Source organism: Streptomyces sp. NPDC001599, assembly GCF_042893535.1.
Classification (GTDB): Bacteria; Actinomycetota; Actinomycetes; order Streptomycetales; family Streptomycetaceae; genus Streptomyces.
Window position 1 is genome coordinate 700,088 of sequence record NZ_JBIAVA010000002.1, and the last position, 22,779, is coordinate 722,866.

The 22,779-nt window shown below is 69.8% G+C and carries 26 protein-coding genes; 21 read left to right on the plus strand and 5 right to left on the minus strand.

Annotation, left to right across the window (positions count from 1 at the left end; translation table 11 throughout):
• The first annotated feature begins 178 nt into the window (after positions 1–178).
• Positions 179–814 carry a hypothetical protein gene (locus tag ACFYZ3_RS07890; protein ID WP_388514646.1) on the plus strand — a complete coding sequence of 212 codons (636 nt, stop codon included), beginning with the start codon at positions 179–181 and terminating at the stop codon, positions 812–814.
• 74 nt (positions 815–888) lie between these two features.
• Here ACFYZ3_RS07890 and ACFYZ3_RS07895 read toward each other — a convergent pair whose 3' ends face one another.
• Together ACFYZ3_RS07895 and ACFYZ3_RS07900 are read right to left on the minus strand one after the other, a co-directional pair.
• Complete coding sequence (locus ACFYZ3_RS07895) at positions 889–2,142, minus strand: hypothetical protein (RefSeq protein ID WP_388514648.1); 1,254 nt, start codon at positions 2,140–2,142, stop codon at positions 889–891.
• A 79-nt stretch (positions 2,143–2,221) separates the two neighbouring features.
• Positions 2,222–2,731: a SigE family RNA polymerase sigma factor gene (locus ACFYZ3_RS07900; protein WP_003973981.1), complete on the minus strand. Its 510-nt coding sequence runs from the start codon at positions 2,729–2,731 to the stop codon at positions 2,222–2,224.
• Positions 2,732–3,049: 318 nt separating this feature from the next.
• Here ACFYZ3_RS07900 and ACFYZ3_RS07905 point away from each other — a divergent pair, with 318 nt between their 5' ends.
• On the plus strand, positions 3,050–3,952 hold the full coding sequence (locus ACFYZ3_RS07905; RefSeq protein WP_388514649.1) for a hypothetical protein: 903 nt from the start codon (positions 3,050–3,052) through the stop codon (positions 3,950–3,952).
• A 71-nt stretch (positions 3,953–4,023) separates the two neighbouring features.
• On the opposite strand, the gene ACFYZ3_RS07910 is transcribed toward ACFYZ3_RS07905, so the two are convergent.
• Positions 4,024–5,739, minus strand: a complete 1,716-nt coding sequence (locus tag ACFYZ3_RS07910) for a chitinase (protein WP_388514650.1) — start codon at positions 5,737–5,739, stop codon at positions 4,024–4,026.
• A 317-nt stretch (positions 5,740–6,056) separates the two neighbouring features.
• Here ACFYZ3_RS07910 and ACFYZ3_RS07915 point away from each other — a divergent pair, with 317 nt between their 5' ends.
• The 13 genes from ACFYZ3_RS07915 to ACFYZ3_RS07975 all read left to right on the plus strand — a co-directional run bounded on the left by ACFYZ3_RS07915 (position 6,057) and on the right by ACFYZ3_RS07975 (position 16,001).
• The gene (locus tag ACFYZ3_RS07915) at positions 6,057–6,995 is read left to right on the plus strand and encodes a hypothetical protein (RefSeq protein ID WP_388514651.1); all 939 of its coding nucleotides are present in this window, start codon (positions 6,057–6,059) and stop codon (positions 6,993–6,995) included.
• 142 nt (positions 6,996–7,137) lie between these two features.
• Positions 7,138–7,845 (plus strand): Flp pilus assembly protein CpaB, encoded by a 708-nt coding sequence (gene cpaB / locus ACFYZ3_RS07920; RefSeq protein WP_361003583.1) that lies wholly within the window; start codon positions 7,138–7,140, stop codon positions 7,843–7,845.
• 7 nt (positions 7,846–7,852) lie between these two features.
• A complete protein-coding gene (locus ACFYZ3_RS07925) occupies positions 7,853–9,127 on the plus strand; it encodes a CpaE family protein (protein ID WP_388514652.1) in 1,275 nt (424 codons plus the stop codon).
• Positions 9,124–9,519: a TadE/TadG family type IV pilus assembly protein gene (locus ACFYZ3_RS07930; RefSeq protein ID WP_388514654.1), complete on the plus strand. Its 396-nt coding sequence runs from the start codon at positions 9,124–9,126 to the stop codon at positions 9,517–9,519. The genes ACFYZ3_RS07925 and ACFYZ3_RS07930 overlap by 4 nt, the downstream gene beginning before the upstream one ends.
• A 1-nt stretch (position 9,520) precedes the next feature.
• Positions 9,521–9,916 (plus strand): TadE/TadG family type IV pilus assembly protein, encoded by a 396-nt coding sequence (locus ACFYZ3_RS07935; protein ID WP_388514655.1) that lies wholly within the window; start codon positions 9,521–9,523, stop codon positions 9,914–9,916.
• 18 nt (positions 9,917–9,934) lie between these two features.
• Positions 9,935–11,272 (plus strand): CpaF family protein, encoded by a 1,338-nt coding sequence (locus ACFYZ3_RS07940; protein WP_388514657.1) that lies wholly within the window; start codon positions 9,935–9,937, stop codon positions 11,270–11,272.
• Between the two features lie 9 nt (positions 11,273–11,281).
• Entirely contained in the window at positions 11,282–12,232 is a 951-nt protein-coding gene (locus ACFYZ3_RS07945) for a type II secretion system F family protein (RefSeq protein WP_388514658.1), read from the plus strand.
• An 18-nt stretch (positions 12,233–12,250) separates the two neighbouring features.
• Positions 12,251–13,153: a DUF5936 domain-containing protein gene (locus ACFYZ3_RS07950; protein WP_361003599.1), complete on the plus strand. Its 903-nt coding sequence runs from the start codon at positions 12,251–12,253 to the stop codon at positions 13,151–13,153.
• A 262-nt stretch (positions 13,154–13,415) separates the two neighbouring features.
• Positions 13,416–13,616 (plus strand): Flp family type IVb pilin, encoded by a 201-nt coding sequence (locus ACFYZ3_RS07955; protein ID WP_161376422.1) that lies wholly within the window; start codon positions 13,416–13,418, stop codon positions 13,614–13,616.
• Entirely contained in the window at positions 13,613–14,212 is a 600-nt protein-coding gene (locus ACFYZ3_RS07960; RefSeq protein ID WP_388514660.1) for a pilus assembly protein TadG-related protein, read from the plus strand. Before ACFYZ3_RS07955 ends, ACFYZ3_RS07960 begins: the two co-directional genes overlap by 4 nt.
• Before the next feature lie 32 nt (positions 14,213–14,244).
• Positions 14,245–14,829 carry a hypothetical protein gene (locus ACFYZ3_RS07965; RefSeq protein WP_388514661.1) on the plus strand — a complete coding sequence of 195 codons (585 nt, stop codon included), beginning with the start codon at positions 14,245–14,247 and terminating at the stop codon, positions 14,827–14,829.
• Positions 14,830–14,837: 8 nt separating this feature from the next.
• Positions 14,838–15,458 carry an OmpA family protein gene (locus tag ACFYZ3_RS07970; protein ID WP_361003610.1) on the plus strand — a complete coding sequence of 207 codons (621 nt, stop codon included), beginning with the start codon at positions 14,838–14,840 and terminating at the stop codon, positions 15,456–15,458.
• 6 nt (positions 15,459–15,464) lie between these two features.
• Entirely contained in the window at positions 15,465–16,001 is a 537-nt protein-coding gene (locus ACFYZ3_RS07975) for a hypothetical protein (protein ID WP_388514662.1), read from the plus strand.
• 20 nt (positions 16,002–16,021) lie between these two features.
• Here the strand turns inward: ACFYZ3_RS07975 and ACFYZ3_RS07980 are convergent, their stop codons facing one another.
• A complete protein-coding gene (locus tag ACFYZ3_RS07980; RefSeq protein ID WP_388514663.1) occupies positions 16,022–16,375 on the minus strand; it encodes a hypothetical protein in 354 nt (117 codons plus the stop codon).
• A 660-nt stretch (positions 16,376–17,035) separates the two neighbouring features.
• Between ACFYZ3_RS07980 and ACFYZ3_RS07985 the strand changes: the two genes are divergently transcribed.
• Positions 17,036–18,046 carry a helix-turn-helix domain-containing protein gene (locus ACFYZ3_RS07985; protein WP_388514664.1) on the plus strand — a complete coding sequence of 337 codons (1,011 nt, stop codon included), beginning with the start codon at positions 17,036–17,038 and terminating at the stop codon, positions 18,044–18,046.
• Positions 18,047–18,170: 124 nt separating this feature from the next.
• Positions 18,171–18,680, plus strand: a complete 510-nt coding sequence (locus ACFYZ3_RS07990; RefSeq protein WP_388514665.1) for a hypothetical protein — start codon at positions 18,171–18,173, stop codon at positions 18,678–18,680.
• 28 nt (positions 18,681–18,708) lie between these two features.
• Here the strand turns inward: ACFYZ3_RS07990 and ACFYZ3_RS07995 are convergent, their stop codons facing one another.
• Positions 18,709–19,086 (minus strand): DUF192 domain-containing protein, encoded by a 378-nt coding sequence (locus ACFYZ3_RS07995; protein WP_388514666.1) that lies wholly within the window; start codon positions 19,084–19,086, stop codon positions 18,709–18,711.
• Positions 19,087–19,150: 64 nt separating this feature from the next.
• On the opposite strand from ACFYZ3_RS07995, the gene ACFYZ3_RS08000 reads away from it, so the two are divergent.
• The 4 genes from ACFYZ3_RS08000 (at position 19,151) to ACFYZ3_RS08015 (ending at position 22,570) form a co-directional block, all read left to right on the plus strand.
• Positions 19,151–19,810 carry a hypothetical protein gene (locus tag ACFYZ3_RS08000; protein ID WP_388514667.1) on the plus strand — a complete coding sequence of 220 codons (660 nt, stop codon included), beginning with the start codon at positions 19,151–19,153 and terminating at the stop codon, positions 19,808–19,810.
• Positions 19,811–20,008: 198 nt separating this feature from the next.
• Positions 20,009–20,683, plus strand: coding sequence for a hypothetical protein (locus ACFYZ3_RS08005; protein ID WP_388514669.1), 675 nt, complete (start codon positions 20,009–20,011; stop codon positions 20,681–20,683).
• 187 nt (positions 20,684–20,870) lie between these two features.
• Complete coding sequence (locus tag ACFYZ3_RS08010) at positions 20,871–21,536, plus strand: hypothetical protein (protein WP_388514670.1); 666 nt, start codon at positions 20,871–20,873, stop codon at positions 21,534–21,536.
• Complete coding sequence (locus ACFYZ3_RS08015; RefSeq protein ID WP_388514671.1) at positions 21,524–22,570, plus strand: hypothetical protein; 1,047 nt, start codon at positions 21,524–21,526, stop codon at positions 22,568–22,570. Before ACFYZ3_RS08010 ends, ACFYZ3_RS08015 begins: the two co-directional genes overlap by 13 nt.
• Positions 22,571–22,779 lie beyond the last annotated feature (209 nt).

The following is a 22,779-nucleotide window of genomic DNA, read 5'->3' on the forward strand; positions in this document are numbered from 1 at the left end:
GGGCGCCCCAAGGGGCAGGACTACTGCCCTGGAATACGTGGCAGCTGCAACTCGCTTCAGGTATGCCGGACCTATGCGCGCAAAGAACGAGGAGCGGAAGGCCGACGTGGTTCGCCTTCGACCACCGTCGGACAGGAGGGAGCCCTCCCCGGGGGTCCGTCCCCCAGGGCCTGGCGGCATGGGGTTCGGCGCGGTGCGTGCCCTCCAGCGAAGTGTCGGCAACGCGGCCGTGTCCCAGGTGGTCGGGCGGCCCCGTGACGTCGTTCAACGGGCCACCGTCGCGCCCACGGGCGACGGTCCGGTGGTACACCTGGACGACGGGGACAAGAAGAACTCCCGGGAAGCGATCCTGTATATCAGCGGATCGTATGTGTACAAGATGTACACCAAGGAAGCCACTGCGAATTCGGTTCTCTCGGAGATGGAGAAGGCGGCTGGGCTGGGCGTTCCCGTGCCCGCGTGGACGTCCTACAAAGCGAATTACGACCCCCAGGACGGAACCCGGCCCAAGCAGGTGACCGTCATCCGCTCCAAGAAGGTCGACGGCACGTTCTTCCAGCTCAGTAAGGGCGGTGGTGCGAAGACCTTCATCAACGCCCTCCAGGGTATGTCCGACGTAAGTCGAATGCGGCGGATCAGGAACCAGCTCGTGGCAGCCCGTGAGGCGGGCATCTCGGATCCCCAGGGAATGATCTCCAATGATCCCCGGGAGGGCGTGATGTTCTTCCTGGACATCCACACCGGCGGTACCGGCGGCGGGCTTGACGAGCTGATCAGTGCTGTGGACAAGAAGATCGACGACTTCACTCCCTGAGCGACTTCCGGCCCGGCTCGGGAAGCCGGGGAGGCATCGGCGCAGAGCCACGTGTCCCCGGCGGAGGAGGCGTCCTACCGCAGCGCGTCCCACTGCTCGCTGAGCGCGATCCCACGCAGCTGCTCCATGGTCAGGGCGGGGGCGTCGCGGGTGGCGTCCTTGTTCTGGTCGCCGGTGTTGAAGGCGCTGATCACCACGCGGAAGCCCGCGGGCCCGGGACGCAGCGTGTCCACGGTCCACATGACCACGCCGGAGCCGGCCTTCTCGCCGGGTCCCTGCCGGGTCGCGACGCGCGTGCCGTCGGGCAGGGTCTCGCCGTCGGCGTACAACTGCCCGGCGACGTCCCCCATGCCGTACTGCACGTTGATCTGGACCAGGCTGCGGCCCCGCCCGTCGTCCACGACGACGTAGGCGTACTCCGACTCCTGCCCGCCGTGCGCGACGACGTCCAGCTTCTTGGGGAGCAGCGCGGCGAGCGTGTCGCCGACCGACTTCCCGGAGACGTCGGGCCGTTCGGTGCGGGGCGCGGCCGACCGCGACGGCTTCGGGCTCTCGGGAATGGCGTCGACCACCTCGCGCCACACCCCGGCGGTGACGAGCGTCCGCAGCCGCTCCTTCGACAGGGGAGGCGTGTCACGACTGACCGGCGCGCCCTTCTCGGCGGGGGAGTTCCACTCGGAGACGCTGATGTGCTGCCCCTCGGCGGTGACGAGGTCGGCGGTCCAGAGCTTGGTGTCCGCGCGCAGGTCCGGATACTCGTAACCCTGGTACAGCTTGAGCAGCGAGCCGTCGGGGAGCCGGGCGGAGGAGCAGTCGTCGTACGGCGTGACGTTGTGGTCGGGACACGCCATCAGCTCCCGCACCCGGGCGCTCCCCGGCTCCACCCGCGCGAAGCCCATGCCGAGGGCCGCGGCCCCGGCCCCGTCGTCGTACACGAGCTGCGCGGCGGGACCCAGCTGGTGGTCCGAGCCCCGGGCCGACTCCTTTCCGTACGTCCCCCCGGGAAGCAGGCCCTTGAGCTCGCGCAGCAGGTCGTCGCCGGAGAAGGCGGTCGCGGCGGCGGTCGGGCTGCCGCCGGAGGCGGCGGTGGACCGCGTGGGACCGGCCGGCTCGTCCGCGGGCAGGACCAGCACCCCGCCCACCCCGGCCAGCGCGACCCCGGCCACCCCGCTCACCACGGCCGCCCTGCGCCGCAGCAGGGCCCGCCGCCCCCGCACCCGCCCGGCGGTGACGAGGGCCGCCCGATCGGTCTCGAAGCCGTCACCGGCGTCGCGCAGGGCCGTGCCCAGCCGGTCCTCGAAGGGGTCCTGACGATCGTTTTCGAGCATGGTGAACCACCCTTTCCACACGTGAGTCGAAATCAGCCGCTCCGAGCGGCGAACGAGAGACGGCCCGGGCAGTGGCCGCCTAGGGTCTGGCGTACTCCGAAAGGTCCTCGCCCAGCAGTTCCCGCAGCCGGCCGAGCGCCCGCGAGCACCGGGTCCGCACCGCCGCCGAACTGACGCCGAGCACGTCGGCGGTCTGCTCGACCGAACGGTCGTCCCAGTACCGAAGGACGACGACGGCCCGGTCCTTGGCGGGCAGCCGCGCGAGCGCGTCCAGCAGCGTCAGCCGCAGGGACGCGTCCCCGTCGCCGGCGCCGGGCAGATCGGGGAACACGTCGGTCGCCCGCTCTCCGCTGCTGCGCCGCCGCTGATGGGCGAGGAAGGCGCGGGTGAGCACGGTCTGCGCGTAGGCGGCCGGGTTCTCCGCCCGCGACACCCGCCCCCACCGCACGTAGAGCCGCCCGAAGGTCTCCTGCACGAGATCCTCGGCCAGATGCGTGTCCCCGGCGGTGAGCAGACACGCGGACCGGTACAGGTGCCCGGCCCGCGCCACCGCGAACTCGGCGTACTCGTCCGCCCGCCCCTGCCTCATCTGCACACTCCCCCGAAGTCACCGCCGTGGTGCACCGCCTTCACCTCATTGATGCGGTGGACCCCGGGAAATGTTTCACACGGACTTCAGAGCAGGTGGTCGGCCTTTGCCCGCCTTGATGCGGAGGATCACGGGGCGGAGCGACTCCCGGCTGTCCGGGCGGCGGCAGCCGGGATCCCTCGTCGTACGCGGTACGGGTGAATGGGCTCGCGGTCCAGTTCGGGGCAGGTGGCCGGTCTTCTACGTTCTGTGATGGAAACTCCAGGGCCCCATGGAGGCCCTCGGGAGCGGGAGCGGGACCGGCGAAAGGCGCACCTGATGTCGGGGTTGGGGAGCGCGGTGGCGCGGACGGTGGTCTTCGGGCCGTCCGTCGGATGCTGCCTGCTGGCGGTCTCGCTGGCGCTGCGCGCGCGGTGGGCCGACGGCCGTGTGCGAACGCGACTGCTGTTGCTGGCGAGTTCGGCGATGGCCGGAGGCGCCTACCGGCTGCTGGCCGAGGCGCTGTGGGTGCACGCTTCGGACTCCGGGCAGAACGAGCGACCACTGCTGGGACCGGTGGTGGCCGTCGGAGCGCCGCTCGCGGTCGGCCTGGCGGCGGCCGGTCTGGTGGTCGCCGCCGACGCCGGCGCCGGTCGGCCCGTGCTGTTGCGCAGGGTGCTCGACGGGTTCGTCGCGGCGGGAGCCCTGTTCATGGCGGGATGGGTCCTGCTGAGCGGGGCCGGCGGCGGCTGGCGGCTGGGGGAGGGAATGGTGGGATTCCTGTGGGCCGCCGAGCTGGTCTTCCTCAGCTTTCTGCTGGCCCTGTGCCGCCTCGTGCGCAGTGACCAGCGAGCCACCCTGTGGGCGGGAGTCGTCGGACTGTCCCTCATGCTGCTCGGCGACACGATGCAGCTGTGGACGGTCGGGCCGCACCACCTCGGGGCGGGAGCCGCTCAGCTGGTCGCCGGTTGCAGGACCGCGGGCCTGCTGGTGATCGCCGTCGGACCGTGGCTGCCCGGCGGGGCCGGCGTCCTGGGCACGGCCCGGCCCGCGCTGCGCTGGGGGATGGAGGGTGCGGCGGCGTTCGTCCCCCTGACGGTCTGCACGGTCATGGCACTGGGGCACGTGCTGGCCCCCACCGACCGCGATCCGGTGCCGGTGCTGGTGGGCGGGACGGTGCTGCTGAGCCTGTGGGTGCGCCAGAAGTTCCTGCCGGGCGAGACCGCGGACCGGGGCGGCTGAGCCTCGTGAGGCCGCCCCTCCCCGCCGCCGACGCGGTGGGAAGGGGCGGCCTCACGAGGCTCGGGCCTCGGCTACGGCAGTGCGTGCACGTGCGCACCCACCGCGCTCGACCAGCCGTTGCCCGCCGTCGCGTCCCAGTTGGTGGACCAGGTCATCGCGCCCCGCAGGTCGGGGTACGTCTTGGAGGGCTTGAAGGAGCCGCAGTTGGTCGCCTTGGTGAGGCAGTCCAGGGCGGCGTTGACCACCGACGGGGAGACGTAGCCGCCGCCCGCCGCGCGGGTCGAGGCCGGCAGGCCGAGGCCCACCTGGGACGGGGCGAGGCCGCCCTCGAGCTGGATGCAGGCCAGGGCGGTGAGGAAGTCGACCGTGCCCTGGGCGTACACCTTGCCGTCGCAGCCGAGCATCGTGCCGCTGTTGTAGTACTGCATGTTGACGACCGTGAGGATGTCCTTCACGTTCAGCGCGGTCTGGAAGTAGCCGCCCTGCGTCGACTGCATGTCGATGGTCTGCGGGGCCATCGTGAGGATCATGTCCGGGCCCGCCTTCGCCGACAGGGCGCGCAGGGCCTGGGTCATGTAGGTCGGGTTGAGGCCGTTCTCCAGGTCGATGTCGACGCCGTCGAAGCCGTACTCCTGCATCACCGAGTACACGGAGTTCGCGAAGTTCGTCGCGGAGGCGGAGCTGTTCACCGAGACGGTGCCCTTCTCGCCGCCCACCGAGACGATGACCTTCTTGCCCGCGGCCTGCTTGGCCCGCACGTCCGCCTTGAACTGGTCGACCGTGTAGCCGCCGAGCCCGGCCGAGTCGAGGTTGAAGGTCACGGCGCCCGGCGTCGTGGTCGCGTCGGCGAAGGCCACCGCGATGATGTCGTACGCGGACGGCACGTCGGAGATCTTCTGGACCGTCGCCCCGTTGTTGAAGTTCTGCCAGTAGCCGGTCACCGCGTGCTTGGGCAGGTCGCCCTGGTTGCCGCCGTCGTCCGGGGCCGTGGTGCGAGCCGTGACCGCCGCCGACTTCGTGGACTCACCGGCCGCGTTCGTCGCCGTGACCTGGAAGGAGTACGAGGTCGAGGCCGCGAGGCCGGTCACCGTCGCCGACGTGCCGGTCACCGCGGTCACCTTCGTGCCGTCGCGGTAGACGTTGTAGCCGGTGGCGCCGGACACCGTGTTCCAGGCGAGGGAGGCCGAGTTCGGGGTCGTGCCGGAGACGCTCAGGCCGGCCGGGGCCGACGGGACCGTGGGGTCGGGGTCCCCGTCGCCGCCGCCACCGCCGTCGGGGCCGAAGACGGACAGGTCGTCGACGTAGTACGCCGCCTGCCCGTACCAGCCGTGCGTGTACACGGACACGGAGGTCGTCGAGGAGCCGGTGCTGAAGGTGGTCTTCAGCTGCTTCCACGCCGTCGAGTCCGGGGTCCAGGTCGACACGTCCGTCGTGCCCGTGCCCGTCACGCCCAGGTAGGAGTACCCGCCCTGAACCCAGGCGCTCAGCGTGTACGTCGAGTTGGGCTTCACCGCGACGCTCTGCGAGCAGCGGGCGTTGTCCTGCCCCGCCGGGGTGGCCTTCAGCGCTGCGGAGCCCGCGTGCGCCGGGGAGGCGACCGTCGTGCCGCTGTTCGCCGAGCAGGTCCAGTTGCTCAGACCCGACTCGAAACCGGCGTTCTTGGCGTTGTTGACGTCGGCGGCCGAGGCCGGGCCGACGGCCGTGAACGCGAGTGCCAGGGCGGCGGTGACGGCGCCCGTCAAGGAGCCGAGACGTCTTCCGCGGCCGCGTCTGCGTACGGGGTCCACTGCTGCCTCCGGGGGTGGGGTGGGGCGGAATGGGGGACGGTGGCCACCGCTGACGTACAAGGTGGTCCAGACCAATTGAAGGTGTCAAGAGGTAGGTACGGACCAAGTTGGCGGCCGGGTCGCACCGTCCGAAAAGCGGTGGCTCACCCTCGGAAATGCTCAACCTGCCCTGTTTTGGCGCGTCTTGTGCAACACAAGTTGTTCCACAGGCTGGAGAAACGCTGTTCTCCGGTCACAGACGCGTGGATACAGTGCTCAGGTAGTCACGCAGTGAAGTCATCCGGGTGTGCCGGAGTAACACCGGCGGGCCGACGGGCATGGGAGACGGGGAGCCGCGCGTGCCAACTGCCATTGCCGTGACCAGTGCCGACCTGGCACTGCCGCCACAGGACGAACGCACCCTGCCCGCGGCCGTGCTCCAGGACGTCGACCGGCGCCCCCTGGAGCACGTCCTGGCCGAGTTGCAGACGCTGGTCGACCAGCACGGGCACGTGATCGTGGTGTGCTCCCAGGCCGTCCCCGCGAGCGTGGAGCGCCGCCTGCACACCGTCCGCGCCCTCCTGGAGACCGACCGCATCGCCCTGTTCCGGCCGCCCCTGCCGCCGCTCGGCATCGCGGTGCTGGCCCGCCAGTTGCGCCAGCTGGCCTCCTGCGACCTCAGCCCCGGTGTCCTCGCCTCCGCCGGCCGGCTGCTCACCCACTACATCCACGCCGGTGCCCTGCTCGGCTCCGTCGCCCGGCTCGACCACGTCCCCGTGGGTCTGAAGGCGCACGCCAGGTCCTGGGTGCCCGGCAGCCAGTTCGGCGTCGTGGCCCACCCCGTGCCGCAACTGGTGAAGGTCGGCCCCGAAGCCGTTCTCGCCGGACCCGAGTTCGGCACCTGGCTGCTGGTCGCCAAGGGGCAGCACCCGTCCGACTGGGTCACCGGCACCCTCGCCCCGTCCTGGCACGTCCAGGGGCTGCGCGAGACGGCCCTGCCCGCCGAGTCCGCCGCCTGGTGGGGGACGGGGCGGCTGACCGAGTTCTGCGCGTACCTCCCCGACCTCTCGGTCCTCTACCAACTCGTCACGTCCGTACGGCGGAGCACCTGCCACTGGTGCGGCATCGACGTCATCGGCGACCGCTGCGTGTTCTGCTCCGCGACACCACCGGTCTACGACGACGGCGGCGCCGACGGCGGCCGGGACCGCGCGCTCGGCCACCGCCGCGATCCCGCCCTCGGCCGCCGTCGTGAGAGACGAGCCCTGACTGGGTAGGTCCGTAGCGCCCCGCCCGCGTCCGCCCGCCCTCGCCCACGCCGTCCGTCCACGCCGTCCGTCCACGCCGTCCGTCCACGCCGTCCGTCCACCCCGTCCGTCCGACCGGACGTCCGACCCCCCCAATGAGGTTGCACGGCCCATGAACTCCCGTCAGCGCCGCGGCATCATCCTGCTGATCCTGTCGGTCCTCTGCGCCCTCGGCGCCTTCGCCGGTGTGCTGTCCGTCGTCAACGACGTGAAGTCCAAGGTCGGCCCCGAGGTGACCGCGTACCGGGTGAAGTCCGACATCGAGCCCTACACCGAGCTCGGCGCGACGCAGTTCGAGAAGGTCGAGATGCCCGAGCGCTGGCTGTCCGAGAACGCCGTCACCGACCTGTCCCAGGTCCGCGGAAAGATAGCCGTGACCACGCTGAAGGCGGGCTCGCTGCTCCAGACGGACATGATCGTCGAGACGCCCGCCCTGCGGCCCGGGCAGCAGGAGGTCGCCATCATGATCGACGCGGCGACCGGCGTCGCCGGGAAGATCACCCCGGGTTCCACCGTCAACGTGTACGCCACCTTCGAGGGCCCGCGCGAGGGCGACCCCGACCAGTCGAAGATCATCGTGACCGGCGCCAAGGTCATCGACGTGGGTGAACTCACCTCGCTCGAACCCGACGAGGACAGCCGCGACCGCGAGCCCACCGACGCCGTCCCCATCACCTTCGCCCTGTCCACCATCGACGCCCAGCGCATCACCTACGCCGAGTCGTTCGCCCGGCGCGTCCGGCTCGCGCTGGTGGCCCCCGGCAGCGACACCGCGGTCCCCGACAAGGACCGTACGTACGAACTCGCGAAGGACAAGTGAGAGCCGTATGGCCACGAGGATCCTCCCGGCAGTCGGCGACCCGGACGCCGTACGGTCCCTCACGACCCTGCTCAGCCAGCTGCCGGACGCCGAACCGGTCGCCCCGGTCACCGACTCCACCCAGCTGGTCGACACCCTCGCCCGCCTCGCCGCCGAGTCGGTCGACGAACTGCCCGAGGTCGTCGTCGTCCACGAGCGCATCGGACCGGTCCCGGCCCTCGAACTGATCCGCGAGGTCGCCCTCCGCTTCCCGGCCGTCGGCGTCATCCTCGTCACCTCCGACCCCGGCCCCGGCCTCTTCCAGGCCGCCATGGACCACGGCGCCCGCGGCCTGGTCGCCCTCCCGCTCGGCTACGAGGAACTCGCCAGCCGCGTCCAGGCGGTGGCCCAGTGGTCGGTGGGCGTACGCCGGCACCTCGGCAGCGCCGTCGACGTGTTCACCGGAACCGGCGGCACCGTCGTCACCGTCAGCGGCGCCAAGGGCGGTGTGGGCGCCACCCTGACCGCGGTCCAACTCGCCCTGGCCGCTCAGGCGTCCGGCCGGTCCACCGCCCTGCTCGACATGGACCTCCAGACCGGCGACGTCGCCTCCTACCTGGACGTCCAGTTCCGCCGCTCCGTGGCCGACCTGGCCGCCATCACCGACCTCTCGCCGCGCGTCCTGGCCGACGCCGTCTTCCGCCACGACAGCGGCCTGGCCCTGCTGCTCGCCCCCGGCGAGGGCGAACGCGGCGAGGAGGTCACCGACCGCGCCGCCCGCCAGATCGTCGCCGCCCTGCGCGCCCGGTACGAGGTCGTCGTCGTCGACTGCGGGGCCCAGCTCGGCGGGGCGGGCGCGGCCGCCGTGGAGACGGCCGACACGGCGCTGCTGGTCACCACCCCGGACGTGGTCGCCGTACGGGGCGCCAAGCGCGCGGTGCGGATGTGGGAGCGGCTGCAGATCCGCAAGGCGCAGGAGACGACCGTGGTCGTCAATCGGCACACCCGGGGCACGGAGATCCAGCCCCCGCTGATCCAGAAGATCACCGGCACGGCGATCGCCGCCACCACGGTCCCGGCGAACTTCAAGGAACTCCAGGGCGCCGTGGACGCGGGCCGGGTCCACGAACTGGACGGCAGGAGCACCGTGAAACAGGCCCTGTGGACCCTCGCGGGCGAACTGGGCCTGGCCGGCGTGTCCGACGGGGGCCGGAAGGGACACGGCCGCTTCCGCGGGGAGCGGGGCGACCGGAGCGACCGGGGCGCGTCCGGCTTCCGGCGCCGGAAGGACGGTGCCGGATGAGCGGGTTACGCGGGCGGGACCGCGCCCGGGACAGCGGTCAGGTCACCATCGAGTTCCTCGGCATGACGCCGGTGATCATCGCGACGCTGGTGGTGCTGTGGCAGCTCGTGCTCGTGGGATACACGTACACGCTCGCGGGGAATGCTGCGGACGAGGCGGTACGGGCGGCGACCGCGGCCGAGCGCGGGGCCCGGCAGGGCGCCTGCCAGGAGGCGGGCCTGGACAAGCTGCCTGGTGCGTGGGAGGGAGGTGCCGGTGTGGACTGCGGCACCGCGGGCGGTTACGTCACCGCCGACGTGCGCATCGAGGTGCCCCTCCTCTTCCCGGGCACCCTCAGCGTCCCGTTCACCGTGCACGGCCACGCGGGGGCCGTGGAAGAGGAGGGCGACTGAGATGCCGTACTCCCGCCGGAAGGAGCCGACCGGGATGCCGCACCGCCGCGGGGCGCGAGCCGGGGACCGCGGCCAGGTGGCCATCGAGTACCTCGGCTTCCTCCCGATCCTGGTCCTCGTCGGCATGGCCGTCGTACAGCTCGGCCTGATCGCGTACACCGCCCAGCAGGCCGGTACGGCGGCCCGCGCGGGGGCCCGCAGCGCCTCGCTCCGGGAGAGCGCGGAGACGGCGTGCGCGTCGGCCGTCAGCAGCTGGCTGGCCGACGGCACGCGCTGCCCGGCGTCGTACGGCGGCGACGAGGTGACGGTCACCGCGACCGTCGACATCCCCTCGATCGTCCCCGGCTGGGACTTCGACCCCGCCACCAGGACCGCCACCATGCCGCTGGACCACTGACCGAGGAGCGAAGGACGCATGAGCCTGCGCGCACGCATCCACTCCCCCGAGGAGCACGGCAGCCGGGGCGAGGACGGACACCTGGTCGCCTCCTACCGGGCCAAACTCCTGGAGGAGATCGACCTCGCCGAGATGAGCGCCCTCGCGACGGCCGAGCGCCGGGCCCGCCTGGAGCGGGTCCTCGGACACATCATCAGCCGCGAGGGCCCGGTCCTCTCGACGGTCGAACGGTCGCAGCTGATCCGCCGGGTCGTCGACGAGGCGCTCGGCCTCGGCATCCTGGAACCGCTCCTCGAGGACGCCTCGATCACGGAGATCATGGTCAACGGCCCCGACGCGATCTTCGTCGAACGCGCGGGCCGCGTCGAGAAGTTGCCGATCCGCTTCGCCTCCCACGACCAGCTGATGCAGACCATCGAGCGCATCGTCTCGACGGTCAACCGCCGCGTGGACGAGTCGAACCCGATGGTCGACGCCCGCCTCCCCTCCGGCGAGCGCGTCAACGTCATCATCCCGCCGCTCTCACTCACCGGCGCCACCCTCACCATCCGCCGCTTCCCGCGCTCCTTCACCCTCCAGGAGCTGATCGGCCTCGGCTCGCTCGACGAGAACATGCTCTACCTGCTGGCCGGTCTCGTGCAGGCCCGCTTCAACATCATCGTCTCGGGCGCGACGGGCACCGGGAAGACCACCCTCCTCAACGCCCTCTCCGGCCTCATCCCCGAGTCCGACCGCATCATCACCATCGAGGACTCGGCCGAACTCCAGCTCCAGCAGGCGCACGTCATCCGCCTGGAGTCCCGTCCGCCGAACGTCGAGGGCCAGGGCCGCATCACCATCCGCGACCTGGTCCGCAACTCGCTGCGCATGCGCCCCGACCGCATCGTCGTCGGCGAGGTGCGCGGCGGTGAGTCCCTGGACATGCTCCAGGCCATGTCCACGGGCCACGACGGCTCGCTGGCCACCGTCCACGCCAACAGCGCCGAGGACGCCCTGATGCGGCTGCAGACCCTGGCCTCGATGTCGGACGTGGAAATCCCCTTCGTCGCCCTGCACGACCAGATCAACAGCTCCGTCGACGTCCTGATCCAGCTCACCCGCTTCGCCGACGGCGCCCGCCGCATCACCGAGATCGCCCTGCTGGCCAGCCACGGCGGCGAGCCGTACCGGCTGGCCACGGTCGCCCGTTTCAACGCCCGTCCGATGAGCGGCGACGGCCGCGTCATCGGCGCGTACGAGTACCACCCGCTCCCGCACCGCACCGCCGAACGCCTCTACATGGCGGGTCAGCCCGTCCCGCAGGTCTTCGGCGTGGCCCACACACCGGACCAGCTCACCACCCGAGAAGCCAGGTAGGACCGCCCGATGGAACCGGAACTCGACACGCTCGTCACGCTCACCACCGGCATCACGCTGCTGACCTGCGTCCTGGCGGTCGTCGGCCTGCACTCCTACGCCGCAGGCAAGGCCCAGCGCGCGGCCCTGGTCGACCGCCTCACCGCGACCGGCCAGGCACCGGCGGCCGGGCGCCGACGCCGCTTCCCGACCCTGGACCGCCGCCTGCGCCGCACCAAGCTCGGCCGGAACCTGGAACGGCGCCTGTCGGCCACCGGCCTGGACGTGACCCCCGGCGAGTTCTTCGCGTACATGCTGGCGACGGTCGCGGGCCTGTGGCTGATCGGCCAGGCCGCGCTGGCCCCCTTCTTCGGCCCCCTGGCAGGCCTGCTCGGCATCGGCGCAGCGGTCCAGTTCCTCAACTGGCAGCGCCAGAAACGCATCGAGAAGTTCATCAACCAGCTCCCCGAACTCGCCCGCATCCTCGCCAACGCCACCCAGGCCGGACTCGCCCTGCGCACCGCCATCGGCATGGCCGCGGAGGAGCTGGAGGCCCCGGCCGGCGAGGAACTCGGCAAGGTCGCCGACCAACTCGCCATCGGCGCCTCGATGGACGACGCCCTCGGTGAACTCGCCGGCCGCCTCCCCTCCCGGGAACTGGTGGTCCTGGTCACCACCCTCGTGCTCTCCAACCGCGCCGGCGGCCAGGTGGTCGGCGCGCTGCGCAACCTGACGGAGACCCTGGAGGAACGCAAGGAGACCCGGCGCGAGGTCCGCACCCAGCTCTCCCAGGTCACGATGACGTCGTACGCCGTCCCCGTCCTGGGCATCGGCTCGTTGCTCCTGATGAACGGGGTGAAGGACGGCGCCCTGGAACGCATGACGGGCTCCCCGGCCGGCCAGGCCGCCGTGATCACCGCCTTCGCGCTCTACGCCGTCGGCTTCGTCCTCATCCGCCGCCTGTCCCGCATCGACGTCTGAGAGGGGGGAGACAAGGACATGGGTCCGGAACTGCCCGGCATACTCCTCGCCCTCCTCATGGCACTGGCCGTCTGGGGCGTCTTCGCCGGCATCCGCATGTACCGGGCGGAGGCGAAACTCCCCGACGACCTCGCCCTCGCCCTGGAGGTCGGCGCCACCCGCACCGGCGCGGCGCACTCCCTCATCGACCGCATGGGCATGCGCTACGCCCCCGCGGTACTGCGCCTCATGGGCCCGGCCCTGGTCGCCCGGTACCGCCGCAGGATCGACCTGGCCGGCAACCCGGGCGGCCTCACCATCGACCGCTACGCCGCCCGCCGCGCGGTCTACGGCTTCCTGGGCGCGCTCGGCTTCCTGGTCTTCCTCCTCCGCGGCCAGTACCTGGTGGCCCTTCTCCTCCTGGCCTTCGGCGCGTTCTGGACGGAGGTGGGCATCTGGTCCGCGATCCGCATCCGCAAGGACGTCATCGAGCGCACGCTCCCCGACTTCCTGGACGTCCTCGCGGTCGTGGTCAGCGCGGGCCTGGGCTTCCGCCAGGCCCTGGACCGGGTGTCCACGCGCTACGAGGGTCCCTGGGCCGACGAACTGCGCATCACACTCCGCCAGATGGACCTCGGCATGAGCCGCCGGGAGGCCTTCACGGAGCTGCGCCGGCGCAACGACTCCGAGCAGGTGGCGATGTTCGTGACGGCACTCCAGCAGGGTGAGGAACTGGGCGCCCCCATCGTCGACACCCTGGTCTCGCTGGCCAAGGACATGCGCCGCACGGACGCCCAGAACGCCCGCCGCAAGGCCGCCCGCGCGGTCCCCAAGGCCACGCTGATGATCACGACGTTCATGGTCCCGGCCACGATGATCCTCCTCGGCGCCGGCCTGATCCTGGGCTCGGGGACGGACTTCGGAACGATCACGGGCGAGTAGGGGAGTGCGACTGCACATGAACAGGAGACGACAACTACCGGCATCCAACGACCCATTGGCCTCACTTCGCCGCAATACCTTTCGCATTTGCAATCCATTGTGGGACAGTCGTTACCTGGTACTCCCGACAGGTCGAGGTCCCAACCGAGCGCAAGGGAGGTGGAGATCGTGGACGCCCTGACGTCCGGCACGACCGGCCAACAGATCGCCGCCGCCCACCCGCACGAGGAACACGGCTTCGCCAAACCTGGAGGGGAACACCATGACCAACTGGCTGCACACCGTCGCCGCATACCTGCACACCCACACCCCCACCCGCAACGACAAGGGCCAGACGGCGGTGGAGTACCTGGGCATCATCGCGGTGGTGGTGGCCATCGTGCTGGCGATCACGGGGACGGACATCGGGCAGACGATTTACAACGCCATCAAAGACAAGATCACCGAGGTCACCGGCGGTTGACGTCGCCGCGTGTATGTGACGACGCCGGACAGGCTTTCCCTATCTACATCACGGTGGTAGGGGGCCTGCTCCTTCTCGCGCTCGCGTATTTCGCGGTCGGCCAGGCTGCGGGAACTCGTAACCAGGCGCAGACGGCAGCAGACGCTGCGGCGCTCGCGGCGGCTCTCGAAACCCGGGACAGCCTCGCGGACCAGTGGCTCGACAACGTCCGAGACCCGGCCTCTTGGCAGGACATCTTCGAAGGGAAGACGGCGTTTCCCAACGCTTGTTGGCGCGCCCAGGAACTGGCGGCGCGCAACGACGCGAGGGTGGACTGCGAACCGGATGGCCTCCTGGGCTACAGAGTCTCCGCCGAGACCAATGACACCGTCGGCGACACCATCGTGCCGGGCACAGAGGATCAGAAGGCGACGGAGAGTGCGACGGCCGTCATCGAAGCCCGCTGCTCGCCCAAGCCGCCCGCCGAGGATACCGAAGGCGACGCGCTGCCGAGCCTTGCCTGTAAGGGCGGCGAGGACTGGGACCTGACTCCGGACGATCTCTCGAACCTGCCGAAGCCCGAGGATCTGTTCGACGTTCATCTGGCTGATAGTTGACAAGCGAACGACGAGGACGAAGGAAGCGAGTCATGAGCATTCGGTTCACAACAAGGGCACGAGGAGGGCTGCCCGCATGGCCCGTTGCCATCGTGCTGGCCTTCGGCCTGGTGGCTTGTGGTGGTGGAGGCGGAAGCGATGACGACAAGCCGGAGTCGTCGACGGCCGCTTCCAAGAGCAGCGAGTCGAAGCCGGACGCTCAGGAAAGCGATTCGGGCGAGGCGCTGGCCGAGGTGAAAGGACCCAGTGGCCTGTTCCTGAAGATCACCGCCGCAGAGCGGGATGCGGGAGGTTTCATCACGATCAGTGGCGACCTGAGGAACGATGGTGAGAAGACGGTCAATGTCCCCGCTCAGCTGAGTGGGAACGAGACCGAGATCATCCGGAACGGCAGCTCTCTCGGTGGTGCCACGTTGGTGGATTCCAAGGGCAAGAAGCGCTATTACGTGCTGCGTGACACGGACGGGCGGCCACTCACGACCACCAACTTCCCTGCCTTGAAGGCGGGCGAGTCCCTCCCGGTATTCATGCAGTTCCCCGCACCCCCCGCCGACACGGCCGAGGTGACGCTCCAGCTGCCGATGTTCACGACCGGCACCGTCGAGATCTCCGGGTGAGGCACAACATGACCTCACCCCCGCGCCTGCTGGCCGCAGTCACCCTCATGCTCGCCACGACCGTCTACGGCACCACCACCGCCCACGCCGACGACGACCCCAACGACCCCCCGGGCACGGAACCCTCCGCCTCCGCCCCCGTCGAGGTGGACCCCAACGACCCCGACCTGAAGCTCCCGGACGGGGCCACCCTCGCGCAGGCGAAGGTGCTGGACATCAAGTCGGTGGTGGAAGAGCAGAGCGGCGACGAACGCCGCGAGGACACCAACACCAGCGTGACGCTCGCGCTCCAGGCCGAGGTGCTGTTCGGCAAGGACAGCTCGAAGCTCGGCGCGGAGGCGAAGTCCCGCATCAGAGGCATCGCCGACGAGATCAGGACCCAGAACGCCACAAGGGTCCGCGTCTTCGGCTTCACCGACGACCTCGGCTCCTCCGCCCACGGCGACGTACTCTCCAAGCGCCGCGCCAACGCCGTACACGACGTCCTGTCCCAGACCCTCAACGACGCCGGCATCACCTACGAGGTCCGCGGCTACGGCGAGCAGTACCCCATCGCCGACAACTCGACGGAGGCCGGCCGCAAGAAGAACCGCAGGGTCGAGGTCTCCTTCCCCCGCACGGAGCCCTGACGCCCCATGAGGCACCGAATGCGCACCCGCCCAGGTCCCACCCGAACCGCCCTGATGGCCCTCGCGGCGCTGACGGCTCTCACGACGACCGCGTGCGGCAGCACCGACGAGGCGGACGACGCGCCACCCCGGACCCCCCGGGACCGCCCCACGACCTCCCGCCCCGCACCGGCGCCCCCCTCCTCGGCACCACCGGACGGCACCGACGTCAGCGCCTGCACCGACGGCAACTGCGAGATCACGGTGACCGAGCCCGTGACCATCCACTTCCGGGGACCAGGCGACGACGGGCGGGCAACGCTCTCGGTGACGACCGTCGGCCCGAACGAGATCGAGTACGAGGTGAAGTCCGGCAACACCCGGTCCAGGGGCGGCGCTGGCGGCCCGGGCCAAGGCTGCCTCACCTACCTCCGCGATCGCGGCAGCGGCAACTCCTGCGGCACCCTCGACAGCACCCGCCCGAGCCCGCGGCCCGACGCCGTGGTGATCCAGGCGACGACGGGCGCGGACGGCACGGCGCTCCTCCACATCGTCTCGCCCTGAGGAAGTTCCCCTCGCGTACGTCACCCCGTGGTGACGTCGATCAGCAGGCTCTTCCGTGCGGCCGCGAACAGGCGGGACTGCTCGGCCAGCCGCTGCGAGGTCGCCTCGGTGTCGACCAGCAGTTGGTACACGTAGCCTGCCTTCCCGGCGACGAAGACCTCCAGGCGCTTGCGCGGTTCGCTCTGCTTCTCCCAGTGGTAGTCGATCTCCAGCCAGAGAGCGTCCCGACCGTTCTGGCGCGTCTTGTGCGTGGTGACCTCCACATCGGCCATCGACGACTCGGAGGTGTCGCGATACCAGTCCAGCTGCCCCGCGGAGGCCGCCCGAGCGGTTGAGCCGTAGGTCCTGTCCCGCTTGACGGTCAGGTCGTACACGCCGTCCGGGGAACCCCAAGAGCTCTGCAGCTCACTGGCGGGCTTCTTGCCCCATCCGTCCGGTCGACCGAAGCAGACGGTCAGGGCGGAAACCTCGACCCGCCGCCACCCCTTGGGAAGAGACGACGAGCAGGACGAGGCCGAAGCCGAAGCCGAAGCCGAAGCCGAAGGCACCATCGAAGAGGGCGCCGCAGAGGAAGCCGCACCCGAAGCCGTATCCGAAGCCGCACCCGTTTCCGTAGCCGCATCCGAAGCCGCATCGGAAACCGAAGACGACGCGGCTGGGGCTGCATCGGAAGACGAGCCGGAGTTCGCCACGCTCCGACCGATCGGCGAAGAGTTCCCGACCAGAGGTATCCCGAAGACCGCCAGGAGGAGCCCCGCGACGGCCGTGATCGCCGAGACCACGGCCGCCACCTCCCCCATCCGCCGCCCTGGCGAGGCGCCGCTACCCGAACCGCTCAAATCTCCTACCGAGCCTCTCTGTCACCGATCGGGCTCACTACCGTCGGGTACACCCGCATCCCCTGTCCTCGGCCGAGCGTGCAGACTTCCTTGACGATCGGCGCACCACCGCCGGAACTGACCGGCCGAGCGCTCCCGCGGGGCCGGACCGCGGCGGACAATGCCGGGAGACGAGCGACCGCGGTGGGGGCAGCGATGGAGCAGACCGGAACGGGGGAGGCTGCGGTGTTCCTCTCCACGGACAGCGTGAGCGGCCCGGAGGGGTTCGGCTGGTGGGGTGACATGGTCAGCCGGGCGGTGATGCCGGTGTCGATGGCCAGCGAACACGCAGACCGCTTCAAGGGCGAGGTCACCATGCTGGAACTGGCGGACACCGACTTCTCGGCCTTCTCGTTCTCCCCGATGTCGGCGCGCCGGACCCCGGACCACATCCGCGCGTCCGACCCGGAGAACTACTACCTCTTCCTCGTCCACGGCAGCCCGATCGGCCTGGAGCAGCGCCGCAACAACGCCCTCCTCCGCGCGGGAGACGTGGCCCTGTTCGACACCTCACAGCCGCTGGCCTGCGAGTTCCAGGATCAGGGCCGCCCCTCGCGGGTGAGCGTGCTGCGGCTGCCCCGAGCCGCCCTGCCGTTGCCCGGCGACAAGACGGACCGCCTGGTGGCCACGCCGCTGCCAGCCCGCACCGGTTCGGGCGCGCTGCTCACCGCCTACCTGGCCGGATTACGGGAGAACGCCGCGCACTGCGGTCCGACGGAGCTGCGCCGCCTGGGAACCACGGCCCTGGAACTCGCGGTCACCTTTCTCGCCGCCCGCCTCGACACACCTCCGGCGCTACCGGTCGAGAGCCGCAGGCGGGTACTCCTCGCCCGTATAAGCGCCTACATCGACCACAACCTGCACGATCCGGACCTGGGCCCGGCGGCGACGGCCGCCCATCACCACATCTCGACACGCCTGCTGCACGTCCTCTTCGAGGAGGAGCCGGAAACGGTCAGCGCCACGATCCGCCGCCGCAGACTCGAACACACCCGGACCGACCTCGGCGACCCCCGCCTACGGCACCGCACGATCGGCGAGATAGCTGCCCGATGGGGTTTCCGCCACCCCGCCGCCTTCAGCCGCACCTTCCGCGAGGCATACGGCATCTCCCCGACCGAAGCCCGGACTGCACTCCACGACAAACACCCCTGCACTCCCCGCTGAGGACCGGGACGTCGATCCGCGTCACAGTGAAGCGGGCCGGCGGGCGACACGGCATCGAGCGAAGGAGCAGCCGACGCGTGGGTGTGTGTGGGGGAGCATGAGAACGCTTGACGTACTGAGGCTGATGGGACGCAGAGAAGCGCTGCGGTGTTTGGCGGTGGGCGCCACGGCGGCCGCGGTCGGCGCGTGCAGCGGCCATGGTTCCGGTGGCGGCCCCGTGGGGCGGGCGCTCCGGGACTACGCCGTCGGCGACTGGGCGGCCACGATGACCGGGGGCCACGAGGGGACCTTCACGATCACCTCCGACGGCAGGTGGTCGGAGACGGTCCTGGGCCTTTCGGGCCGGTGGAAGCTGGACTCCAGCGGCCTCACCGTCATCTCTGACGGTGTGGACAGCGAAGACCTCGTGGACAAGCCGTATCTCGTGCCAGACGTGCCGAGCCAGGCGTCAGCCGCGTTGTCGAAGAGCTACACCACGGTCGGCGGATGGGGCAGTGACCACGACGGCGACGTCATCGTGCGCACCGAAAGGGGCACAGTGGTCCTGACCTTCCCGCGCAAGGGCTCGGGCGGTGTGGATGACCACGTCGTGAGACTGACGAAGATGCCTCAGCCAACGCACGAGGCCCCCTGATACGGCGCACCGCCCCGCGGCCGCGTACTCACCGACGCGTTCCCCCCTCGACCTCGACCCAGGACCCCACTCGCAGCCCCCACCCGGCCATGGCCCCTGCTTCGGCCTCCAGCACGTGCCGCGCCCGCAACCGGGGCAGCCCCAGCCTGCCCGGCCGCATCGTGCGCACGGCGATGACGGCGAGCCTCCGGTCGAGGTAGGCCACGTCGATGGCCATCCGCATCCGGAACGTGTGCACACTGTTGGCGGGGCTCAGCAGCATCGCCCCGTCGACCGAGTCGCGCCCCAACAGCCCTTTGGCACGCGCACGGTAAGAGCTCGCGATCTCCAGCGGAACGCACACACCGTCGCCGCCCTGCCCGACCACGACCAGAGTGCCCGCCCCGTCCCGCCACTGCCGTCCCATTCAGATGCCCTCCGTGCAAAACTGCTTCGCTGAAGAGAAGCCCCGTCCCACCCAGGAGCCGACAGTGAGTGCCCGTCGCCCCACCCTCCTCGCAGTGCTCGCGCTGACCGCCGCGGTGGCCTTGACGCTGTCCGCGTGCGGCAGCGACGACAGTTCCGGCGACAACGACAAGATCGCGGGTGCAGACACGAGTAGTACCTCACCTTCGGCCTCGCCGACTGCCTCCGAGCCGGCGAAGGCCGGTAGGCCGAAGATCGAATTGCCCGCCGATCTCTCCTACACGTTCGAGTGGCCCAAGACGGGCGACAAGGACAAGGACGCGATCCTTGCGGATGGCGAGCAGGCCATCAAGGCCGTGGACTTGGCAATCGTCAACCAGGACGCACTGGACAAGGCCTATCTCTTCTACTACGAGGGTGAAGCTGCCGCCGGCACGGAGAAGTTCATCCAGAACTATGTTGATCAAGAGGCGGGAATCACGGGAAGCTACCGTTTCTACGCCCCCGATGTGGCGGTCGACGAGGACGGCACCGCTTCCTTCACGTACTGCGAGGACCAGGGCAAGGCGTACGTGAAGCACCTCAAGACCAACAAGGTCAGGAAAACCGAGGTGACTGCAAAGAGCTACGTCATCTACCACACGTCACTGAAGAAGAACGGTGAAGGCGTGTGGGAGATCCAGAAGATCGCCTCGCAGAGTGGGAGCGCCAAGTGCCGGCCCTGACGCATGCGGAGCAGGCGCCGTCCGTCATGTCACGGTGAGCCGGTGCGGCAAAAGAGGTACCTCGTGAGGAGCCGGACGGTGACCGACAACTCGCCCGTGGCCACCGCGTGGTCACGAGGCTTCACCCTGGTGTCCTTCGGCTCTGGTGGATAGCGTGGCTTCGCTGAAGAGAAGCCTCGTCCCACCCAGGAGCCGACAGTGCACCGCCGCCGCCCCACTCTCATCGCAGGGCTCACGCTGACCGCCGTCGCGGCCTTGACGCTGTCCGCGTGCGGCAGCGACGACGACAGCCCGGGCAAGGGCAAGGGGGAGGGCGAGATCGCGGGTGCGGACACGGGGAACAAGCCGTCAGCCCCGCCAAGCCCCTCCTCCTCGTCCACTGCGGCAGCCGGCCGACCGAAGGTGGAGCTTCCGCCGGACCTGAAGTTGACCTTCGAGGGGGCAGAGACCGGAGACCCGGTCAAGGACGCAGTTCTCGCCGACAACGCGGAGCGGATGCGTGCCGTCGACGCTGCCATCGCCGGTACGGACCCTGAGGGCAGGGCGCTCGGCTTCTACAACACGGGGAAGGCCCTGGAAGCAGCAGTGTCGTGGGTCGGACAGTTCGAAAGGGCCAACGCCACTGTGACCGGTCAGGTTCGGTTCTTCGATCGGGATGTGACGCTCAAGGGCACAACTTCAGCTGTTCTGACGTTCTGCGCGGACGAGAGCAAGGGGTTCAGCAAGAACAAGAAGACCGGCGAGGTGGCCAAGACGCCCGTCACCAAGAACAGCTACGTCCAGTACAACACCAGGCTCGACAAGAACGCTGACGGCGTCTGGCAGACCTCGCAGATCATCTCCACGAGGGGGGCGGCCCAGTGTCGGCCGTAGCGACAGGCGCCGGACGGACCCGGCCGCCCTGCGACTGACGGACCGCGCCGAGAGGTCCAGTGGTGTCAGGCGGCCGAGCCACCGCGTGGACCCCGGCATGGCCACGGGCTTCACTCTGGTGTCCCACGGTCTCGCTGGATAGCGTGGCTTCGCTGAAGAGAAGCCTCGTCCCATTCAGGAGTTGACCGTGAATCGCCGCCGACCCACCCTGTTCGCAGCGCTCACGCTGACCGCGGCCGCGGCCTTGACGCTGTCCGCGTGCGGAAGCGACGACGACAGTGCCGCAAAAGACAGCGACAAGATCGCGGGCGCAGACACCGGCAGCGCGACCGGTTCGGCGTCACCGACCGCGTCCGAGTCGGCCGAGCCCGGCCGACCGGAGATCGAACTGCCTGATGATCTCTCCTACACCTTCGACTGGCCCAAGACCGGGGACAAGGAAAGGGACGCCGTTCTCGCCGACGGGGAGCAGTCCATCAAGGCCGTGGACCTGGCGATCGTCAATCAGGACCCACTCGACAAGGCCTACCTCTACTACTACGAGGGCGAAGCTGCCGCCAGTACGCAGGAGTTCATCCAGGCGTACGTCAAAGAGAACGCGCGAGTGACCGGTGCGTACCGCTTCTACGACGCGGTGGTCAACGTGCGCGGAAAAGACAGCGCCTCGCTCGTGTACTGCGAGGATCAAGGCAAGGCCTACGACATGTACCTGAAACCGAAGAAGGTCAACAAAACGCCCGTTACCAAGAACAGTTACGTGCTGTACAACACCCAATTGAGCAAGAACGACAAGGGCGTCTGGGTTGTGCAGAACATGTTGTCCCAAAGGGGGAGCGACAAGTGTCAGCCCTGAATTCAGCCACGCGTGCCCTGATTGTGCCCGTCGTGATAGCTGCCGTCTTCGTGGGTGCGACAGGCACTGCCGTCGCTGACAACAAGATCGGGGGTGGTGCTCAGTCGCCCAGCACGGACGCGCACGGTGAGTCCGACGGGAGCGGTACGGTCTCGGCGACCGCCGGGGCGGTTGTCTTCGAGCGTTCCAAGAACGGCTCGGGGGCGTCGGTGGGGCCGGTGGCCGCTGCGACGAACTGGACGCCGCCCGCGTGCTACTACGCGCCGAAGTACACCCCGGAGCAGCTGCAGAAGGTCAAGGAGCCCGTCTGGGAGGCCGAGTCGACGGGCTATCAGTGGGATGCCGACCAGCGCGACAGGTACGTGAACGGGAAGCCGTACAAGGACTTCAACAAGGAGAAGGCCGGCAAGGGCTATTGGTGGGACTCCTACGTCACGCCCGGCCGGGAGGGTGACCCCGGGGCGCTCGACTGCAAGGAGGAGACCTTCTGGGTGGACACCGGTGACGATCCGCCGGCGGACATCCCGCAGTCGATCACGCCCGAGGTCCTCGCCCAGCTGGCCTACGCGGAGATCCGCGTCCCCACCACGGAGGTGGAACTGAGGCCCGCGGGGGCGACGAAGGTGAACCTTCCGACCTGGGCATGGCTCGACGCGACTGACTTCAAACCCGTGTCGGTGACGGCTTCCGTGCCCCTGCTGCACGTCGAGGCGACGACGACGGCGGAGCCGGTGTCGGTGAAGATCGATCCGGGTACGGCGGACGCTCAGGCCTACCCTGCATCCGGTGTGTGCGAGGTCGTGAACGGCCGCATCGGTGAGCCCTACGCCAAGGGGAAGGCGGACGAGACGCCGCCCTGTGGAGTCAAGTACCTGCGTTCGTCAGGCGACGGGTCGTACCAGCTGAAGGCCACGGTCACCTGGAAGATCCATTGGACCGGCACCGGTGTGGCCGGCGAGCAGCCGCTGCCCGACGGCAACTTCGGCGGGGAGCAGGACGTCGTCGTCCAGGAGATCCAGGCCGTCAACCGCTGAGCGGGTTCGCCAGTTCTCGGGGCAGGAGTTGAAGGGCGCCAGGAAGGGCGGATGGTGTCGCCTGTCTCCGTCATCGGCGCGATCTCCTCATCGCTCACGGACGACAGCCATGCACGCAGGCCAAGTAGGAGAGCGCGCAAGCTCAGCGAGAACGCTGAAGGCGTTTGGCAGACGACCGACATCGCGGCGAACCGGGGGAGTAAAGACTG

Bases quoted from the DNA above. Each gene is read 5' to 3' on its own strand.
- ACFYZ3_RS07905 (WP_388514649.1), top strand. From the start codon at position 3,050: ATGTCGGGGTTGGGGAGCGCGGTGGCGCGGACGGTGGTCTTCGGGCCG.
- ACFYZ3_RS07975 (WP_388514662.1), top strand. From the start codon at position 15,465: ATGAGGCACCGAATGCGCACCCGCCCAGGTCCCACCCGAACCGCCCTG.
- ACFYZ3_RS07915 (WP_388514651.1), top strand. From the start codon at position 6,057: ATGGGAGACGGGGAGCCGCGCGTGCCAACTGCCATTGCCGTGACCAGT.
- ACFYZ3_RS07970 (WP_361003610.1), top strand. From the start codon at position 14,838: ATGACCTCACCCCCGCGCCTGCTGGCCGCAGTCACCCTCATGCTCGCC.
- ACFYZ3_RS07945 (WP_388514658.1), top strand. From the start codon at position 11,282: ATGGAACCGGAACTCGACACGCTCGTCACGCTCACCACCGGCATCACG.
- ACFYZ3_RS07930 (WP_388514654.1), top strand. From the start codon at position 9,124: ATGAGCGGGTTACGCGGGCGGGACCGCGCCCGGGACAGCGGTCAGGTC.
- ACFYZ3_RS07985 (WP_388514664.1), top strand. From the start codon at position 17,036: ATGGAGCAGACCGGAACGGGGGAGGCTGCGGTGTTCCTCTCCACGGAC.
- ACFYZ3_RS07900 (WP_003973981.1), bottom strand. From the start codon at position 2,731: ATGAGGCAGGGGCGGGCGGACGAGTACGCCGAGTTCGCGGTGGCGCGG.
- ACFYZ3_RS07965 (WP_388514661.1), top strand. From the start codon at position 14,245: ATGAGCATTCGGTTCACAACAAGGGCACGAGGAGGGCTGCCCGCATGG.
- cpaB (WP_361003583.1), top strand. From the start codon at position 7,138: ATGAACTCCCGTCAGCGCCGCGGCATCATCCTGCTGATCCTGTCGGTC.
- ACFYZ3_RS07925 (WP_388514652.1), top strand. From the start codon at position 7,853: ATGGCCACGAGGATCCTCCCGGCAGTCGGCGACCCGGACGCCGTACGG.
- ACFYZ3_RS07940 (WP_388514657.1), top strand. From the start codon at position 9,935: ATGAGCCTGCGCGCACGCATCCACTCCCCCGAGGAGCACGGCAGCCGG.
- ACFYZ3_RS07950 (WP_361003599.1), top strand. From the start codon at position 12,251: ATGGGTCCGGAACTGCCCGGCATACTCCTCGCCCTCCTCATGGCACTG.
- ACFYZ3_RS07895 (WP_388514648.1), bottom strand. From the start codon at position 2,142: ATGCTCGAAAACGATCGTCAGGACCCCTTCGAGGACCGGCTGGGCACG.
- ACFYZ3_RS07935 (WP_388514655.1), top strand. From the start codon at position 9,521: ATGCCGTACTCCCGCCGGAAGGAGCCGACCGGGATGCCGCACCGCCGC.
- ACFYZ3_RS07990 (WP_388514665.1), top strand. From the start codon at position 18,171: ATGGGACGCAGAGAAGCGCTGCGGTGTTTGGCGGTGGGCGCCACGGCG.
- ACFYZ3_RS07955 (WP_161376422.1), top strand. From the start codon at position 13,416: ATGACCAACTGGCTGCACACCGTCGCCGCATACCTGCACACCCACACC.
- ACFYZ3_RS07995 (WP_388514666.1), bottom strand. From the start codon at position 19,086: ATGGGACGGCAGTGGCGGGACGGGGCGGGCACTCTGGTCGTGGTCGGG.
- ACFYZ3_RS07890 (WP_388514646.1), top strand. From the start codon at position 179: ATGGGGTTCGGCGCGGTGCGTGCCCTCCAGCGAAGTGTCGGCAACGCG.